This window comes from Streptomyces sp. NPDC044719 (assembly GCF_056433405.1).
On sequence record NZ_JBWKHE010000003.1, the window covers coordinates 289,115 to 305,803 of the forward strand.

The window sequence follows — 16,689 nt, forward strand, 5'->3', positions numbered from 1 at the left end:
CGGTTCGCGCCAAAAACGCAGCAGTATCGCGCCAAAGGGGAAGCGGCATGTCCAAGCCGATCCGTGTGGAAACGGACCTGATTCCGTCGGGCCTCTACGGCGCGGCCGACGACTGGACCGGCCTGACGATCACGCGCCAACTCGCCCGCCCGCTCTTCGTGGAAGGCCCCGACCGCACCCTGAGGCCGGGCCTGCTGCACAACGCGCTCCGCCTGGACGAGAAACGCTGGGACTTCGCCGTGCGGCCCGGTGCGCGATGGTCCGACGGCCGGCCGATCCACGCTCGCGACATCGCCCGGCACATCGCGGCAGTCGCCAAGGGGGCCGGGCCCTTCGCCTGGCTCGTGTCGCTCATCGAGCGGATCCGGCCCCTCGATCCCGACCGGCTGCTGCTGACCACCCGCCACCCCGTCGGCAATCTGCCCGCGCTCCTGGCCAACCCCGTCTTCGGCCCCCGGCACGGCGACCCGGCCGTCACCAGCGGCGCCTACACCCTGGCCGACGGCCCGGCCGGTGAAATCCGCCTGCGGGCAACCGGCCCCTGGCCCGATGTCACCTACGTCCTGTCCTCCGGCGCCGAGCACGGGCAGCGCCTCTACGACCGAAGAGCCGTCGACATCACCTGCCCGACGACGTTCCCCGTGGCCCGCTGGGCGCATCGCGCCGACTACCCGGACCTCCAGGTCGACGACCTCGACATCGCCGTCGCCCTCCTACCGCCGAGCGGTATGGCCGAGGCACACAAGCAGGCCGTAGCGGCCGCACTCGACCGCCGGGACCTGGCGCGGGGGCTGCACGGCGCCCTCAGCCCACTGGACTCGTTGACGGGACTGTGGGACCCCCACCGATCACCCACCGCACCGGCCCGTGCGGCACGCGAACGGTTGCCGGCGCCCGGGCGCACCCCCGCCCGGCTGGTCTTCCCGGACTTCTCACCCAACCGGGAAACAGCACACATCCTCGCCGGCCAGATCGGCGAGAACACCGGACTCACCCTCCGGCCCGAGGCCATCGACTACCGGGCCTACCTCACCGAGCTCCACACCACGCACCGCGAAGACTTCCGCCTCGTGCTGATGGCCTCGCCCTGGCCCGACCCGGTTGCCCTCCTTCTCCCCTTCACCCGCCGCCCGGCGGCCCAGCTTCCCGGAGGGCCCGCTTCCGCGTTCAAGTACGTCGTGCACCGGGCTCTCGCAGCGGACGACCTCCAGGACCGGCTCGGCCACTGCGCCCAGGCCGAGGAGCTGCTGAGCGCGACCGGCGAAGTCTGCCCGGTCGGACGGCTCAGGTCGGCGGCCCGGCTCCGCGTGAAGAACTACGTCAGCCCGCCGTCCGGCTGGGCCGACCTGTCGGTGTGCGAACCCCCGCAGGACTGAGGACAAGCCATGGCAAAGATCAACTACCTCAAGGTCAACGAGCGGTACTGGGACTCCAACAGCGAGCTCTACCACGATGCCCACCCCGAGCACTTCGACGCTGACAGACACCCGTCCTGGGGGATCTGGCACCTTCCGGAGAGCGACCTCAAGATCTTCACCGATGACCTCCCGGCCGGCTCCCGGATCATCGACCTCGGCTGCGGCATCGGGCACGACACCACCGGGTTCGCCCGCGCCGGATACGAGGCCTACGGAGTCGAACTCTCCTCCGGCCAGCTCTCGCGCGCCCTCGGCGAAGGAGCCGCAGGCTTCGTCCAAGCCGCCGCGGAGCGCCTGCCGTTCCGTTCAGGGGTCTTCGACGCGGCCTTCTGCGACCACGGCGCGTTCGACTTCTCCCCACCACAACGCCTTCTCCAGGAAGCCCACCGGGTGCTCCGCCCCGGCGGCGTCCTCGGGCTGTGCACCTACTCCCCGCTCCTGCAGATGTGCTTCGACAACCGGAGCGGAACGGTCGGCGAGCGCCTCTCGAACCCCTACGGCGACGCCCGGATGAAGTACGGCGGCGACGTGGTGGTCTTCCACTCCACCTACGCCCAGTGGATCGACATGTTCCGGGACTGCGGATTCTCCATCGAACGTCTGGTGGAACCCCTCGCCCCGGCCGGCGGCGCCACCTACTTCAAGGAAGCCCTCGATCGGAACTGGGCGGAGAAGTGGCCGGCGGAAGTGGTGTGGAAGGTGCGCAAGAGCTGAGCTTGAGCTTGTTTCACGTGAAACAGCACGGCGGGGCGGGAGACCCTCACGGCCGGCTCTCAAAGCCGGACCTCGAGTCTCCCGCCCCGCCGTGCTGTTGCCCCGGCGGCCGTCAGGAACGGTCGTCGCGCTGAGCGGCCTCTTCCTCTGCCTGCTTGGCCTCGACCTCCGGGTCCAGGACCGACTGGCCGGTGCCGTCCACGGAGGACAGCCGGCCCGACTCGGGAACCTCGGTCGCGGCGGGCGGCTCCACCAGCCAGTCCGGGTTGGCCTGCTTGTCCCACCACTTCCAGGCGGCGAAGGCTCCACCGGCGAGGGCGCCCAGAATCGCCAGCGTCTTCACAGCACGGCCGGCCTTCGCCCGCCGTTCCTGCTTGCGGACCAGCTTCTGGATCTCCTTCGACGAGACCTGACCGCGCAGCGCGGCCAGCGCGGCCACACTCCGGGCGGCGGCCTCGGTCGTGACGGGACCAGCCGCGGCCATCGCCTGCTCAAGCCTCGGCCGGGAGTAGTCCGCCGCCTGCCGTGCGGCCTTGCGTGTACGGACGGCGGCTTCCTGGGCGGCCTGGTCGACCTTCGGCGGCACATGTGTACGGGCCTGCTCCAGATACGGCTGCACATGGGCGCCGTACTGAACGCGTGCCTGTCCGGCTGCCTGGGTCACCTTGGGCGCCAGCCGTACGCGTGCCTCGTGTGCGTAGTGCGTAGCCCTGTCCTTGGCCGTGTCGGCGTAGGGCGCCACCACTTCCGCGGCGTGCAGCACGCTGTCCTTCGCCGAACCGGTCGCGGCGCGCACGCTGTCGATGCGGGTCACGGGTTCCTCCTCCTCGGTGGCGTACGGTATTTCGACTTTCCACCCTTTTACGGATCATGCCTCCGGGTGCGCCGCCAGGCATGCGCGGGCGGGCATCCGGGTCACGGGAAACGGCGCCGGGCCCTCTCAGGTCGAGAGCCGATCACGTGCAATAGCGGATGAATCGGGGGCAACGGGAGCTTGTCGTCGACAATGCCACGGATCGCCGCCGCGCGCGCCTGCCCGGGACTACTCGACTGGATTTCCGCAACCGATCGGCCCCGTGTCCACCCGGCGAACGGAGGTCAGGCGACGTGGAGCGCCGTCCGTGCGAGGATCAGGGAGTCACGGAAAGACAACGGAAGGCAGGATCGTGGCTGAGCAGCTCTACGCCACCCTGAAGACCAACCACGGCGACATCGAAGTCCGGCTTCTGCCGAACCACGCCCCCAAGACGGTCAAGAACTTCGTCGAGCTCGCCCAGGGCGAGCGGGAGTGGACTCACCCCGAGACCGGGAAGAAGTCCACGGACAGGCTCTACGACGGTACGGTCTTCCACCGGGTGATCAGTGGCTTCATGATCCAGGGCGGTGACCCGCTGGGCAACGGCACCGGCGGTCCCGGCTACCAGTTCGAGGACGAGTTCCACCCGGACCTGCGCTTCGACAAGCCCTACCTGCTGGCGATGGCCAACGCCGGCCCGGGCACCAACGGCTCGCAGTTCTTCGTCACCGTCTCCCCGACGGCGTGGCTGAACCGCAAGCACACCATCTTCGGCGAGGTCACCGACGCGGCCAGCCAGAAGGTCGTGGACACCATCGCCACGATCCAGACGAACCCGCGCACCGACCGCCCGCTCAACGACGTGGTCATCGAGTCCGTCGTCATCGAGACGCGCTGAGCACGAAGGCCCCCACAGGGGAACCAATCGCCCCGCTCATCCGTAAGGATGGGCGGGGCGGGGCTTTTCCCACCACGGCTTTTGCGAGTCACGGCTTCCACCACAGACCCACGGCTTCCACGACATAGGGGATCTCATGGACGACCAGGCTGCGGGCAGCCCGCAGGACGCCCACAGCGTCCCCATGTGCTACCGCCACCCGGACCGCGAGACCGGCATCCGCTGCACCCGCTGCGAGCGTCCGATCTGCCCCGAGTGCATGGTCAACGCCTCCGTCGGATTCCAGTGCCCCGAGTGCGTCCGCACCGGCTCCGGCACAGGTCACAGCCCCACGGCCGCGATGCCCCGGACTATCGCGGGTGGTGCGATCACCTCCGACCCCCGTCTGCTGACCAAGATCCTCATCGGTATCAACCTGGCGGTGTTCATCGCCGTCCAGGTGCGCGAGTCGATCCTCACCGACATCGTCCTGCTCGGCGCGTGGCCGCCGGCGCCCTTCACGCCCACCCAGGGCGTGGCGGGAGGCGAGTGGTACCGCATGGTGACCTCGATGTTCACGCACCAGGAGATCTGGCACATCGCGTTCAACATGCTCAGCCTGTGGTGGCTCGGCGGCCCGCTCGAAGCGGCCCTCGGCCGGGTCCGCTACCTCGCGCTCTACCTCGTCTCGGGTCTCGCGGGCAGTGCCCTGGCCTATCTGCTGGCCTCTCCGAACACGGCCACGCTGGGAGCCTCAGGCGCGATCTTCGGCCTCTTCGGCGCCACGGCCGTGCTGATGCGCCGGCTCAACTACGACATGCGCCCGATCATCGCGCTGCTGGTGATCAACCTGATCTTCACCTTCAGCCCGGGCTTCAACATCTCCTGGCAGGCCCATATCGGCGGGCTCGTCGCCGGTGTCGTCGTCGGATACGCCATGGTCCACGCCCCCCGTGCGCACCGCGCGCTGGTCCAGTACGGCACCTGCGCACTGGTCCTCGGTGTGGTAGTCCTGCTGACCCTCCTGAGGACGGCCCAGCTCAGCTGAGCGTGATGTTGTCCACAGCGGGTGGCGAATCTTGTGCACACGGTGCGGGAACACATGTGCCCCCTGTCACCGACCTGCTTTTCCGCAGGTCAGGCAGGGGGCGAACAAGTTTTCGAGCTCCAGTACTTCCGTCGTACCGGCGTCAACACTCAACGAGTTATCCACAGATCGTCTTTCTTTTCCACCTGTGGATAACCGCTGTGGATAACTCAGCGAACAGCCCTGGGCAGAGCTGCGTTCACGGTCCGGTGACCGCTACTTCCACTGCGTGGAGACACCGAATCCGGCGGCGATGAAGCCGAAGCCCACCACGATGTTCCAGTTGCCCAGCGAGTCGATGGGCAGCGAGCCGTCGGTGACGTAGAAGACGACGATCCAGGCCAGACCGATGAGGAACATGGCCAGCATGACGGGCGCGACCCAGGAACGGTTGGTCAGCTTGATGGCCGTGGCCTGCTTCGCCGGCGGCGGCGTGTAGTCGGCCTTCTTGCGGATACGTGACTTCGGCACGAGGGTCTCTCCTGTCGATGCGCTGCGTGGCCGCGCAGGGTCTGGGTCTGGCTCGGGGCAGCGTAAGGGGACTCTGAGTGCTCCCCCGGTCGTCCGTTAGCGTAGTGCTTCCGTGGCGCCGAAGGAGATAAGGGTACGTTGAGCAATTCTGCCGACTCCCCCGGGACGGGATCCACCCCTGAGCGCGCGCGCCGCTTCCGGCCCGTGCGCATCCTCACGGCGGCCGTCTTCGCTCTCGCGGGACTCATCTTCTTCACCAGCTTCAACACCGCCAAGGGCACCAACATCCGTACGGACAGCTCCCTGCTGAAGCTGTCCGACCTCATCCACGAACGCAGCCGTGAGAACGGCGAGCTGGACGAGACCAACGGGGCCCTGCGCAACGACATAGAGGCGCTCGCCGAGCGGGACGACGGCAGTTCCAGGGCGGAGGACCTCAAGCTCTCCGCTCTGGAGCAACGCGCGGGCACCCAGAAGCTCAAGGGCGATTCGCTGACGGTCACCCTCAACGACGCCCCGCCGGACGCCACCGCCAAACTCCCCGGCTATCCCGAGCCGCAGCCCGACTTCCTGGTCATCCACCAGCAGGACCTCCAGGCCGTGGTGAACGCGCTGTGGCAGGGCGGGGCCAAGGGCATCAAGGTCATGGACCAGCGGCTGATCTCCACCAGCGCGGTGCGCTGTGTGGGCAACACCCTGATCCTCCAGGGCCGCGTCTACTCCCCGCCGTACAAGATCACCGCGGTGGGCGACCCGGGCAAGCTGCAGAGGGCGCTCGCGGCGTCGCCGGCGATCCAGAACTACATGGTCTACGTCAACGTCTACGGGCTCGGCTGGAAAGTCGAGGAGAACGGGCCGGTGACTCTTCCCGGCTACTCGGGCACAGTGGATCTGCACTACGCGAAGCCCGTGGAGCAGTAGCCAGGCCGGGGGAGCTGCCGGTGCGCGTGATCGTCAGGACCGTCAGCGAACTGTGCGTCACCGTCGGCACCGTGATCGTGCTGTTCGTCGTCTATGTACTGTTCTGGACCGGTGTGAAGGCCGACCATGTCATGGACGACCAGATCGACCTGCTCCAGAAGGAGTGGTCGAAGCCCCGTCCGCCGGCCGGCGGCTCCCCCGCGAGCCCGGGGCGGCCGGCGCCCTACACCAAGGGCAAGCCCTTCGCGATCATGTACATCCCGCGTCTTGGTTTCACGTGGAACAAGCCCGTGCTCGAGGGAACCGCCACCGGCACCCTGAAGAAGGGGCTCGGGCACTACGCGGACACCGCCCAGCTGGGGCAGAAGGGAAACTTCGCGGTCGCCGGCCACCGCCGCACCTACGGTGATCCCTTCAAGGACTTTCCCAGGCTGCGGCGCGGCGATGCGGTGGTGCTGACCGACGGCACGACATGGTTCACGTATCGGATCGACAAAGGCCCGTACAAAACAGTGCCCTCGGACATCGAGGTGATCGACCCTGTTCCACGTACTTCCGGGTACACGCGTGCGGGCCGGTATCTGACGCTGACCACGTGCGAACCGGAATGGGGGCACAGTCATCGTCTGATCGTCTGGGCGCACCTGGACTCCACCCAGCCTGTGGAGGCCGGGAAACCCGAGGCGCTGCGCCGTTAGTCTGGTTGCTGTACGGCGTGGGTCTGGTGCCGTGGTACGACGGAAGGGACGGCATGTACGGCTGGGTCTGGCGGCATCTGCCGGGGAACACGTGGGTGAAGGCGCTGATCTCACTCGCCCTGGTCGTGGCCGTGGTCTACGTCCTCTTCCAGTTCGTCTTCCCGTGGGCGGAACCGCTGCTGCCCTTCAACGATGTGACGGTGGACAACCAGTGAGCGCGCGCATTCTCGTCGTCGACAACTACGACAGCTTCGTCTTCAACCTGGTCCAGTACCTGTACCAGCTGGGCGCCGAGTGCGAGGTCCTGCGCAACGACGAGGTGTCGACGGCGCACGCCCAGGACGGCTTCGACGGTGTCCTGCTCTCCCCGGGTCCCGGCACTCCGGAGCAGGCGGGCGTCTGCGTGGACATGGTCCGGCACTGCGCCGCCACGGGCGTCCCGGTCTTCGGCGTCTGCCTCGGCATGCAGTCGATGCAGGTGGCGTACGGCGGCGTCGTGGACCGCGCGCCCGAGCTGCTGCACGGCAAGACCTCGCCGGTGGAGCACGCGGGCAAGGGCGTCTTCGCGGGTCTTCCCTCGCCCTTCACGGCGACGCGCTACCACTCGCTGGCCGCCGAGCCCGCCACCGTCCCGGCCGAGCTGGAGGTCACGGCCCGGACCCATGACGGCATAGTCATGGGCCTCAGGCACCGCGAACTGCCGGTCGAGGGCGTGCAGTTCCACCCCGAGTCCGTGCTGACCGAGCACGGGCACCGGATGCTGGCCAACTGGCTGGTGGAGTGCGGCGACCAGGGCGCGGTGGCGAGGTCGGCCGGGCTCGCCCCGGTGGTGGGCAGGGCCACGGCGTGACGGCGCTGCGCCCCGAGCGCGAGTCCGACACCTCGTACGGGCAGCAGTCGTACGGGGCGCGGGGCGCGTTCGAGGACTGGTCGGGTTCGGGGGCGTACGGCGCCTCCCCTCAGCCGGAACCGCAGCCGAACCAGCAGCCACAGCCGTACATGTCAGAGCCGTATATGCCGGGGCGCGAGCCCGAGCCGGACCCGTACACGGCGGCGTACGAGCCTCTCCCCGAGGAGCCGTATCTGCCTCCCGTCGACGAGGAGACGGTGGCGCTGCGGATACCGGATCCGCCGCCCGCGGCCGGTGACTCCACAACGGGCTCTCCGGGCTCCTCCGCCCCGCGGCAGGCCGGGCCGGCCCATGGCGGCCGGGCGGCCCGCAGAAAGGCCGCCAAGCGCCGTCACGGGCGCCATGGCGGCGCTCCGGACACCCGCTCGGCTCAGGAGGACCCGACTCAGGGGGACTCGGCTCGGGAGGGGCGGCGGGCGCCGCTGTCACGGGTCGAGGCGCGGCGGCAGGCGAAGGCGCGCAAGCCGGGCGCGGCGGTCGTCGCCAGCCGGGCGATAGGTGAGGTGTTCATCACGACCGGTGTGCTGATGCTGCTGTTCGTCACCTATCAGCTGTGGTGGACGAACGTGCGGGCGCACGCCCAGGCCGGCAAGGAGGCCAGCAGCCTCCAGGACGACTGGGCGAACGGCAAGCGCAACCCGGGGGCCTTCGAGCCGGGGCAGGGCTTCGCCATCCTGCACATCCCGAAGCTGGACGTGGTCGTGCCGATCGCCGAGGGCACCAGTAACAAGGGCGTCCTGGACCGGGGCATGGTCGGGCACTACGCGGACGGCGCGCTGAAGACCGCGATGCCGGGCGACAAGAGCGGCAACTTCGGGCTCGCGGGTCACCGCAACACCCATGGAGAACCGTTCCGGTACATCAACAAGCTCACGCCGGGTGATCCGATCGTCGTGGAGACGCAGGACGAGTACTTCGTCTACAAGATGGCGTCGATCCTGCCGGTGACCCCGCCGAGCAACACGAGCGTCCTGAAGCCCGTCCCCACCGGGTCCGGCTTCACCGAGCCCGGCCGTTACATCACGCTGACCACGTGCACGCCGGAGTTCACCAGCAAGTACCGGATGATCGTCTGGGGCAAGATGGTCGAGGAACGGCCGCGCAGCAAGGGCAAGCCGGATGCGCTCGTCAGTTAAGGGCAGATGACCAGTGGCAGCGACCACCGACACGGACCACGAAGAGCACATCGGCGCGCCCGCGCCACGGCGGGCAGCGGCACGCCGCCGGCCCGGCCCGATCGCCATAGCGGTCAGTGTCTTCGGGGAACTCCTCATCACCGCGGGCCTGGTCCTCGGGCTGTTCGTCGTCTACTCGCTGTGGTGGACGAACGTCGTCGCCGACCGCGCGGCCGGCAAGCAGGCCGACAAGATCCGTGACGACTGGGCCCACGGCCGGGGCGGCCCGGGTGTGCTGGACACCAAGAACGGCATCGGCTTCCTGCACGTGCCCGCGATGAGCGGCAGCGAGGTGCTGGTCGAGAAGGGCACGTCGAACAAGATCCTCAATGACGGCGTCGCCGGTTACTACACCGACCCCGTCAAGGCGACCCTGCCGATGTCGAACAAGACCGGCAACTTCTCCCTCGCCGCCCATCGCGACGGCCACGGCGCCAAGTTCCACAACATCGACAAGATCAAGAAGGGCGACCCGATCGTCTTCGAGACGAAGGACAAGTGGTACGTCTACAAGGTCTACGACATCCTTCCCGAGACCTCGAAGTACAACGTCAAGGTCCTGTCCAAGGTCCCGAAGGAATCCGGGAAGAAGAAGCCGGGCCACTACATCACCCTGACGACCTGCACGCCGGTCTACACGAGCACGTACCGCTACGTCGTGTGGGGCGAGCTGGAACGGGTCGAGAAGGTGGACGCGGACCGGACGCCGCCGAAGGAACTGGGCTGACGGTCCTACCGTGGGCCTTCCAGCCGCTGCAGCCGGGCGTTGTGGTGGCGGAGCCGCTTCTCGATGCGCTGGACGCCTGCCCGTAGGGCGACGAGCTCTCGCCGGTGCTCGCCCGACGTTTCGATCAGGGCGTTGAACATGGGGACGACGGTCTTGCCCAGGACGTGCGTGATGCGCTGGTCGATCCGGTCGTCGAGGGATACGGCGTCGGCCGGGACAGAGTTGTCCACAGGCTGTGTGCGGGCCAGGTACTCCACGTCGAGGAGATACACACGCACCTGACGTGCGACTTCGCTGTCACGGAGCAGCATGGCGACGTTGAGGACGGCGCGTCGGGAGAAGAGAGCGAGGGAGCGGGTGCGGGACTGGATTCCACTGAGGTTCTTGAAGGACCTCAGTTCTTCGCCGGTCAGCAGACCGTAGCCGTTGGCTTCCAGCTCGGTTCGGTGGTCCTTGACGAGTGACTTGATGGCTTCGAGACCGACCTCGAAGTACGCCGCCACCATCGCCGTCGTCACATGCATCCCGTCCGGCAGCAGCGACAGCGTCTTGACCCTGTCGAGTACGTCCGTGCGGTCGAGCACGCCGCAGCGCAGAGTCCGCGATTCCACCAGCGCCATTTCGTTGATCACGTCTTGTCCTTCGACTCGTATGGCCGGGGGCGGAGTTCCGATTCCCCACCGCACCCGGTCAACGAGTCGTGAAATGTGAAGACACGATCGGCCGAGCCCTAGCGCCGCAGCAGCGCCTCCAGTACCAAGCGGATGCCGGGCTCCGGGTCGAAGTGGGGCTGGGGCAGGGCCATCTGGTGGAAGATCATGCCGTCGAGGTAGTCGAACAGGACGCGGCAGCGCTCTCGCGGGACGGGGGAGCCCAGGGCCGTGAGCCACTGGGAGACCCAGTCGGTCAGGGACTGCTGGGCGCGGCTCAGTGGCTCGCGGACGTCAGGGCGGGCGAGGCCCTCGAGGATGAGTGCGTAGCGCGCGGCGGTGCGGTGGCGGCCCGGGCCGAGGGCGTGGCGGACCATGTGGGTCAGGGCCCCGACGAAGGCCTCGGGGTCCTCTGCCGCAGGCTCGCCCGCGGCCTGTTCCCAGTCCCGGCGGTCCAGTGACTCGAGGTGGGCGACGACGCCGCTGACCAGGACGTCTCGGCTGCGGAAGTGGTTGGACGTCGTGCCGGCCGGCACGCCTGCGGCGGTGTCGACGGCCTGGTAGGTGAGGCGCCGCAGGCCGCCCTCGGCCAGCACCGCGATGGCCGCGTCCAGTACTTCGTCCCGCCTGCCCGGCATGCTTCTGCCTCCCTCTTCACTATGAATATAGTGTTGCTACTACTACAAACATAGTAGCGTGGCGCCATGCCCAAGAAAGCGATCATCGTCGGCGGTGGCATAGGTGGTCTCGCCGCCGCCGTTCACCTCCAGGCCGACGGCTGGGACGTCGAGGTGCGCGAGCGTGCTCCCGGGCCGCCGGGCACCGGCACCGCAGTCGGACTGTGGCCCGGCGCCTTGGGGGCGCTCGACGAGCTGGGAGTCGGGCAGGCCGCCCGTCGGCAGGCGCGGCCGGCGACCCGGGGCACCTTCCTGCGGGCCGACGGCCGCCTCATCGGGAAAGTGGACTTCGCCGGCCTGCGCCGTCGTACAGGCGACACTGTGCACGTGATCGCACGGCCGGCGCTGTTCACAACCCTCACCGCCGCGCTCGACGACGGCGTCGTGCGCTACGGGGAGGAGGTGACCGATGTGCGTGCCCTCGCCGGGTCCTGTGATGTCGTCATCGCTGCGGACGGGCTGCGCAGCCGGGCCCGTACGACCCTCTTCGGCGCCGAATTCGGCCCCCGCTACTCGGGCGTCACCGCGTGGCACGGCACCGTGGACCTCGACACCGAGGCCATCAGCGAGACCTGGGGACAGCGCGCCCGCTTCGGCGTCACCCCACGCGCGGGCTGCCACTCCAACTGGTTCGCCTGCGCCCCCGCAGCCGAGCGCGTCCCCGTACCCGGCGGCGATCTCGCGGCCCTGCGGAGCCACTTCGGGTCCTGGCACCCCGGGGTGCGACGTGTCCTTGACCGGGTGGCCGAGGGCGGCGGCGCGGGCATCTCGCGCAACGACCTGTACGACCTGGCCGAGCCGCTCCCTCGGTACGTCAGCGGGCGCATCGCTCTGATCGGTGACGCCGCCCACGCGATGACACCCGACCTCGGCCGGGGCGCCTGCGAGGCGTTGACCGACGGCGTCACCCTGGCCCGCGAACTCACGGCCCGAGCCTGCGTCGAGGACGCACTTACCGCCTACGACATGATCCGCCGCCGCCCCACCCAACGACTTGCCCGCGCTGCCCGTCTGATGAACCGGGCGGTACACACCCGCCGCCGGGTCGCTCCGGTGCGGAACGCAGCGATGCGTCTTTTCCTGGCGGTGGGCCGACCACCGGGCTGACTACACCAGGACCTTCAGCCCTCGGGAATGATCGACCGCGAGGTCGGATGCATGGACCACTCCTCGCCAGCGTGATGGAGCTGCTGTCCTCTTCGGTGCCGCCGGCATCGTCGTGGCGTCGGTGGTTGGCGTGCTGTGTCTCGGCATGGTCGCCGGATGCCGAGCGGCATCCGGGCCGTCCGTGCGGGATGGCGGGGGGCGGTTCGATCAAGCACACGCGGAGAAGTTCAACCCTTGGTTCCGGTGCACACAGCAAGTGCACGAAAACTTCGATCCCGTCCCGCCAGGTTCAGGCCATACCTACCCCCCGTGTGCGGGTTGATAGCCAGCACACGATCGGGAAGTTTGCGTTCGACTCAGCCTAAGTTTCGGGTGGCGGGAGACCGAGCGGTCCGTGCTCGTCGAGGGATGAACGAAGTCTGGGAAACAGTAAAGGACTTCCTCGATGCAGTTCCGCTTCGCCTTCTTTCCATAGGCTGAGTCGGAGGAATCCTTCTTTATCTCGGTCGTTGGAAGGTGACGCCGCGGCGGGCGAGTAGGCCGAATACCTCTCGCCGACGCGTATGACCCGCCGTGGACTTCCGCTCGCGACAACGAGTTTGTGCAGCGACGAGTGCGTGAAAAGCAAACCTGGTGGAGCGGGCGGTCGGGTCGTGACGACGAAGTTCTCGTCGTCACGACCAAGCAGGCGAAGGTGCTTGCCCGCCCCATGAGGGTCCACGCGGGCCAGGCTGATCTCGTTGATCCGGTGGATCACATCGCGGGCGGTGTCCTCGTTGGCCTGCGCCAGCTGGGTGGGGCCGGCGCCTGGTTGGCGCCGACTGAGGCCAGCTTCATCATCGCGTGCCGGTAGCGCACCGAGGTGCTGTCCCTTCGCACGATGTGCAGCAGCTTCTGCCCCTCTTGGTCGGCCCGCCCGTGCATGCGGACAGGCTCGGTCACAGCACCTCCGACGGTTGGATGGACGTCAACGCACATCCAACCGCTACGACCACCAGCCCGGCGAACCTATGCGGTCCGTCGGTCAGTTCCAGTCGGTACAGGAGTTGAGCTTCCGGTCGCCTTCGAAGCGCGCCACCTCGACCCCAGTGTGCTCAATGCCGTACTCGGCCTGCGCGGTGGTACTGACGGACACGGTCTCCCCACTGCCCTTGGTGTTGGAGCGCCACGGCCACGTGAAAACTTGCTGGCTCCCGACAGGCTTCGTCAGGAGACGGACTCGTACGTGGTGCCCGTCGGCGGATGTGTCCGTAACCGACAGCGCGATCTTGAACTCCATGAAGGGCCAGTGGTCTCCTGAAGGTGCAGTCGCCCCCATGCTGCCTCGCGCCCCGGTCGTGGAGCAGCTGGCGGTGCCGCCCGCGCCTTGAGGTTCGAGTACGGAAGCTGCGGACTCCGCCCCGGGGGCAGCGGCTTGGGGCGTGGCCGACGCCTGACCGCTCAAAGCCATCGAGGACACAACTGCTGCTGCGCAGGCTGTGGCTATACGCGTGCGAGTTTTCATACTGGTTCCCTCCCTCGATTGCCGGTGTCCCGATCTGCCTACGGTCGGGCCCATCCGGTGATCACGAGGGTTGATCGTTGCCGAGCCGATCGGAGACCGCAAGCGATAATCGAACCAATGGTCGATATTTAGTCATTGCTGTGAGCATCTAACTCAAGGGCCCGGTAAGAGTTCGCTGCAGGCGACGGAGACGAAGGTGTCGTGTTTCGGTGCGCCGTAGCAGCGCACAGTGAGGCGCGTCGGAGTCGTAGCCCTTGTAGCCGAGCAAGACTGGGGGCGTCGGCGGGTCCGGCCCGGCCCCTGACGACGGGCGGGATGCCGTCGCCCCTGGGGCAGCAGCTCTCAGGCGATGTCGTCGTGGAGTACGTGGAGGATGCCCTGCAGCCACGGTCCGGCCCGGCGGGGCGGGAGCCTTCTTGGGCCAGGGCGGCAGCAGGGGATTCGCGCCCACCGAATTTGTCACGAACTCACGGCCCGGCCTGCGTCGAGGGCGCTCTAACCGCCTACGACATGACCGCCGCCCCACCCAACGACTTGCCCGCGCTGCCCGTCTGATGAACCGCGCGGTACGCACCCGCCGCCGGGTCGCTTCGGTGCGGAATGCCGCGATGCGGCTCCTCCTGACAGTGGGCCGACGACCGGCGTGAACGCGTCGCCTGGGGGGGGACATCTTCATGCACCCCAGGACGGCCACGATTCGCCGCTTGATGATCACCCCCACCTGGGCAGACTTGGACAGAAAGCGAGGCGCCCCAGCACCTAGGGTGCTGGGGCGCCTTCCGTACGCAATGCGCTCAGTCCTCCTCGCGGCCGGTGATGCCGCCGAAGATGCCGCCGTTGCCGTTGCCGCCGTTGTTGCCGCCTCCGACGCCGACGGTCTGCAGGGTGATCGTCGTGGCCGCCGGGTCGTCGACCTCCTGGTTGCCCTGGGGGTCCTGGCCGGCGACGAGGGCTGTGTCGCTCTGGTCACTGCCGTTCGCGAACTGGATGTTCGTGAAACCGGCCTGGGCGAGCGTCTGCTTGGCCTGGCCGACCGTCTGGCCGACGACCTGCGGCACGCGCGCCTTCTGCTTTTCCTTCTTGCCGATCTGGATGTTGACCGACGAGTTCTTGTCGACGGAGGAACCGGCCTGCGGCGTGGTCTGGATGACCTTGCCGACCTGGTTGTCGTCCTGGGTGTCCACCTCGGTGCAGTTGCCGACCAGGTTGTTGGCCGTCATCTGCGCCTTGGCCTGGTCGCAGCTCTGGCCGAGGACGTCCGGGACGGTGGACTTCTCCTCCGCCTTGGCGATGGTGAGGGTGATCTTGGATCCCTTCTCCACCTCCTCGCCCAGTGCCGGGTTCTGCTCGAGGACGGTGCCGGGGTCCTCGGAGGACTCCTCCGACTTCGTCTCGACCACGAACTGGTACTTGTCGCCCTCCAGCGTCGCCCTCGCGTCGTCGATGATGTCGCCGACGACACTCGGCACCGCCACCTTCGGCGCCCCGGTCGACACCACCAGGGAGATGGTGTCGCCCTTCTCGACGTTCGTTCCGGCCTTCGGGTCCTGGTCGCAGACGTTGCCCTTGGTCTGGTTCTCGCAGGGCTTCTTGGTGAAGGTCAGCTTCAGGTCGGCGTTGTTGGCGAGCTTGCTGGCGTTGGCTTGGGTCTCGCCGACGAAGTTGGGTGCGGGGAGCGTGTCGTTGCCCGCGCCTCCGCTTCCGCTGAATGCCCAACGCCCGATCAGGATCGCCCCGACCAGGACCAGGATGCCCGCCACCACCAGCAGGATCGTGGACGTGTTGGACTTGCGCTGCTGCCCGCGGCGCCGGTCGGGGCGGTCGTCGTAGCCGTAGCCGCCGTCGTCCGGGTTCATGGGGGGCAGCATCGACGTGGCGCCCGCGCCGGAGTCCGCGCGCAGGGCCGTCGTCGGCTGGTCGTCGGGGTAGCCGCCGTAGCCCACCGAGCCCATCGCCGCCGTGGCCGCGACCGGCTGGCCGTCGAGGCAGGCCTCGATGTCGGCGCGCATCTCGTCGGCCGACTGGTAGCGGTAGTCGGGGTCCTTGGTGAGCGCCTTCAGCACGATCGCGTCCATCTCGGGCGTGATCTCGGGGTCGAAGACCGAAGGAGCCTGGGCCTCTTCCCGCACGTGCTGGTACGCCACCGCGACCGGGGAGTCGCCCACGAACGGCGGGCGGACCGTCAGGAGCTCGTAGAGCAGACAGCCGGTCGAGTAGAGGTCCGACCTCGCGTCGACCTGCTCGCCCTTCGCCTGCTCCGGAGAGAGGTACTGGGCGGTGCCGATGACGGCCGCGGTCTGGGTCATCGTCATGCCGGAGTCGCCCATGGCGCGGGCGATGCCGAAGTCCATCACCTTGACCTGGCCGTTGCGCGTCAGCATGACGTTCGCCGGCTTGATGTCTCTGTGGACGATGCCGTTGCGGTGGGCGTACTCCAGGCCCTGGAGGATGCCGATGGTCATCTCCATGGCCCGCTCCGGCAGCAGCTTGCGGCCGGAGTGGAGCAGCTCACGGAGCGTCGAGCCGTCCACGTACTCCATGACGATGTACGGGATCGACACGTTGTCGATGTAGTCCTCGCCCGTGTCGTAGACCGCGACGATCGCGGGATGGTTGAGCGAGGCGGCCGACTGGGCCTCCCGGCGGAACCGGGCCTGGAAGGAAGGGTCACGCGCGAGATCCGCGCGCAGCGTCTTCACCGCCACGGTGCGGCCGAGGCGGGTGTCATGCGCGAGGTAGACCTCCGCCATGCCACCACGCCCGAGCACCTGGCCCAGTTCGTACCGGCCGCCGAGGCGACGCGGCTCTTCCATAGCTACCTACCAGCCCTCTCCGTCGGTCCCGACCGGAAACTTGTACGGTCGGAGGCTGCCGTCCGGGCCTACCGTACCCGGCTCGCTTTGTGTGACCTGGCCAAGCCCGTCAGCCGATACAGGACCGGTATCGCAACGTGCACC

General features: G+C 68.2%; 18 protein-coding genes. 11 read left to right on the top strand and 7 right to left on the bottom strand.

The features are described 5' to 3' along the window. Positions 1-47 precede the first annotated feature (47 nt). Both AC07DF_RS12850 and AC07DF_RS12855 read left to right on the top strand, forming a co-directional pair. Positions 48-1,376 (top strand): ABC transporter substrate-binding protein, encoded by a 1,329-nt coding sequence (locus tag AC07DF_RS12850; protein ID WP_478969926.1) that lies wholly within the window; start codon positions 48-50, stop codon positions 1,374-1,376. A gap of 9 nt (positions 1,377-1,385) precedes the next feature. Continuing rightward, positions 1,386-2,132 carry a class I SAM-dependent methyltransferase gene (locus AC07DF_RS12855; protein WP_478969928.1) on the top strand — a complete coding sequence of 249 codons (747 nt, stop codon included), beginning with the start codon at positions 1,386-1,388 and terminating at the stop codon, positions 2,130-2,132. A gap of 112 nt (positions 2,133-2,244) precedes the next feature. Here the strand turns inward: AC07DF_RS12855 and AC07DF_RS12860 are convergent, their stop codons facing one another. Further along, the gene (locus AC07DF_RS12860) at positions 2,245-2,946 is read right to left on the bottom strand and encodes a DUF5324 family protein (protein ID WP_478969930.1); all 702 of its coding nucleotides are present in this window, start codon (positions 2,944-2,946) and stop codon (positions 2,245-2,247) included. A 352-nt stretch (positions 2,947-3,298) separates the two neighbouring features. Between AC07DF_RS12860 and AC07DF_RS12865 the strand changes: the two genes are divergently transcribed. Beyond that, positions 3,299-3,826, top strand: a complete 528-nt coding sequence (locus AC07DF_RS12865) for a peptidylprolyl isomerase (protein ID WP_215120285.1) — start codon at positions 3,299-3,301, stop codon at positions 3,824-3,826. Between the two features lie 136 nt (positions 3,827-3,962). Then, positions 3,963-4,853: a rhomboid family intramembrane serine protease gene (locus AC07DF_RS12870; RefSeq protein WP_454366268.1), complete on the top strand. Its 891-nt coding sequence runs from the start codon at positions 3,963-3,965 to the stop codon at positions 4,851-4,853. Positions 4,854-5,108: 255 nt separating this feature from the next. Here AC07DF_RS12870 and crgA read toward each other — a convergent pair whose 3' ends face one another. Next, positions 5,109-5,363: a cell division protein CrgA gene (gene crgA / locus AC07DF_RS12875; protein WP_215120283.1), complete on the bottom strand. Its 255-nt coding sequence runs from the start codon at positions 5,361-5,363 to the stop codon at positions 5,109-5,111. Between the two features lie 138 nt (positions 5,364-5,501). On the opposite strand from crgA, the gene AC07DF_RS12880 reads away from it, so the two are divergent. From AC07DF_RS12880 to AC07DF_RS12905, 6 genes are read left to right on the top strand one after another with little or no spacing between them, the layout of a single operon-like run. After that, the gene (locus AC07DF_RS12880) at positions 5,502-6,284 is read left to right on the top strand and encodes a DUF881 domain-containing protein (RefSeq protein WP_478969933.1); all 783 of its coding nucleotides are present in this window, start codon (positions 5,502-5,504) and stop codon (positions 6,282-6,284) included. 20 nt (positions 6,285-6,304) lie between these two features. Continuing rightward, positions 6,305-6,982, top strand: coding sequence for a class E sortase (locus AC07DF_RS12885; protein WP_478969935.1), 678 nt, complete (start codon positions 6,305-6,307; stop codon positions 6,980-6,982). Between the two features lie 17 nt (positions 6,983-6,999). Next, a complete protein-coding gene (locus tag AC07DF_RS12890) occupies positions 7,000-7,197 on the top strand; it encodes a hypothetical protein (RefSeq protein WP_189727378.1) in 198 nt (65 codons plus the stop codon). Further along, complete coding sequence (locus tag AC07DF_RS12895) at positions 7,194-7,832, top strand: aminodeoxychorismate/anthranilate synthase component II (protein ID WP_193479173.1); 639 nt, start codon at positions 7,194-7,196, stop codon at positions 7,830-7,832. The genes AC07DF_RS12890 and AC07DF_RS12895 overlap by 4 nt, the downstream gene beginning before the upstream one ends. Further along, the gene (locus AC07DF_RS12900; RefSeq protein ID WP_478969937.1) at positions 7,829-9,028 is read left to right on the top strand and encodes a class E sortase; all 1,200 of its coding nucleotides are present in this window, start codon (positions 7,829-7,831) and stop codon (positions 9,026-9,028) included. Before AC07DF_RS12895 ends, AC07DF_RS12900 begins: the two co-directional genes overlap by 4 nt. A 13-nt stretch (positions 9,029-9,041) precedes the next feature. Next, the gene (locus tag AC07DF_RS12905) at positions 9,042-9,794 is read left to right on the top strand and encodes a class E sortase (RefSeq protein ID WP_478969939.1); all 753 of its coding nucleotides are present in this window, start codon (positions 9,042-9,044) and stop codon (positions 9,792-9,794) included. A 5-nt stretch (positions 9,795-9,799) separates the two neighbouring features. Here AC07DF_RS12905 and AC07DF_RS12910 read toward each other — a convergent pair whose 3' ends face one another. Both AC07DF_RS12910 and AC07DF_RS12915 read right to left on the bottom strand, forming a co-directional pair. Continuing rightward, positions 9,800-10,426, bottom strand: a complete 627-nt coding sequence (locus AC07DF_RS12910) for a restriction endonuclease (RefSeq protein ID WP_478969941.1) — start codon at positions 10,424-10,426, stop codon at positions 9,800-9,802. Positions 10,427-10,524: 98 nt separating this feature from the next. After that, positions 10,525-11,082, bottom strand: coding sequence for a TetR/AcrR family transcriptional regulator (locus AC07DF_RS12915; RefSeq protein WP_478969943.1), 558 nt, complete (start codon positions 11,080-11,082; stop codon positions 10,525-10,527). 66 nt (positions 11,083-11,148) lie between these two features. Between AC07DF_RS12915 and AC07DF_RS12920 the strand changes: the two genes are divergently transcribed. After that, positions 11,149-12,228 carry an FAD-dependent monooxygenase gene (locus tag AC07DF_RS12920; RefSeq protein ID WP_478969944.1) on the top strand — a complete coding sequence of 360 codons (1,080 nt, stop codon included), beginning with the start codon at positions 11,149-11,151 and terminating at the stop codon, positions 12,226-12,228. Positions 12,229-12,981: 753 nt separating this feature from the next. Here AC07DF_RS12920 and AC07DF_RS12925 read toward each other — a convergent pair. From AC07DF_RS12925 to pknB, 3 genes are all read right to left on the bottom strand, one after another. Further along, positions 12,982-13,170, bottom strand: a complete 189-nt coding sequence (locus tag AC07DF_RS12925; RefSeq protein WP_478969946.1) for a hypothetical protein — start codon at positions 13,168-13,170, stop codon at positions 12,982-12,984. Between the two features lie 82 nt (positions 13,171-13,252). Continuing rightward, positions 13,253-13,507 carry a hypothetical protein gene (locus AC07DF_RS12930; RefSeq protein WP_466631066.1) on the bottom strand — a complete coding sequence of 85 codons (255 nt, stop codon included), beginning with the start codon at positions 13,505-13,507 and terminating at the stop codon, positions 13,253-13,255. A gap of 1,019 nt (positions 13,508-14,526) precedes the next feature. Continuing rightward, positions 14,527-16,545 carry a Stk1 family PASTA domain-containing Ser/Thr kinase gene (gene pknB / locus AC07DF_RS12935; RefSeq protein WP_478969948.1) on the bottom strand — a complete coding sequence of 673 codons (2,019 nt, stop codon included), beginning with the start codon at positions 16,543-16,545 and terminating at the stop codon, positions 14,527-14,529. Positions 16,546-16,689: the final 144 nt, after the last annotated feature.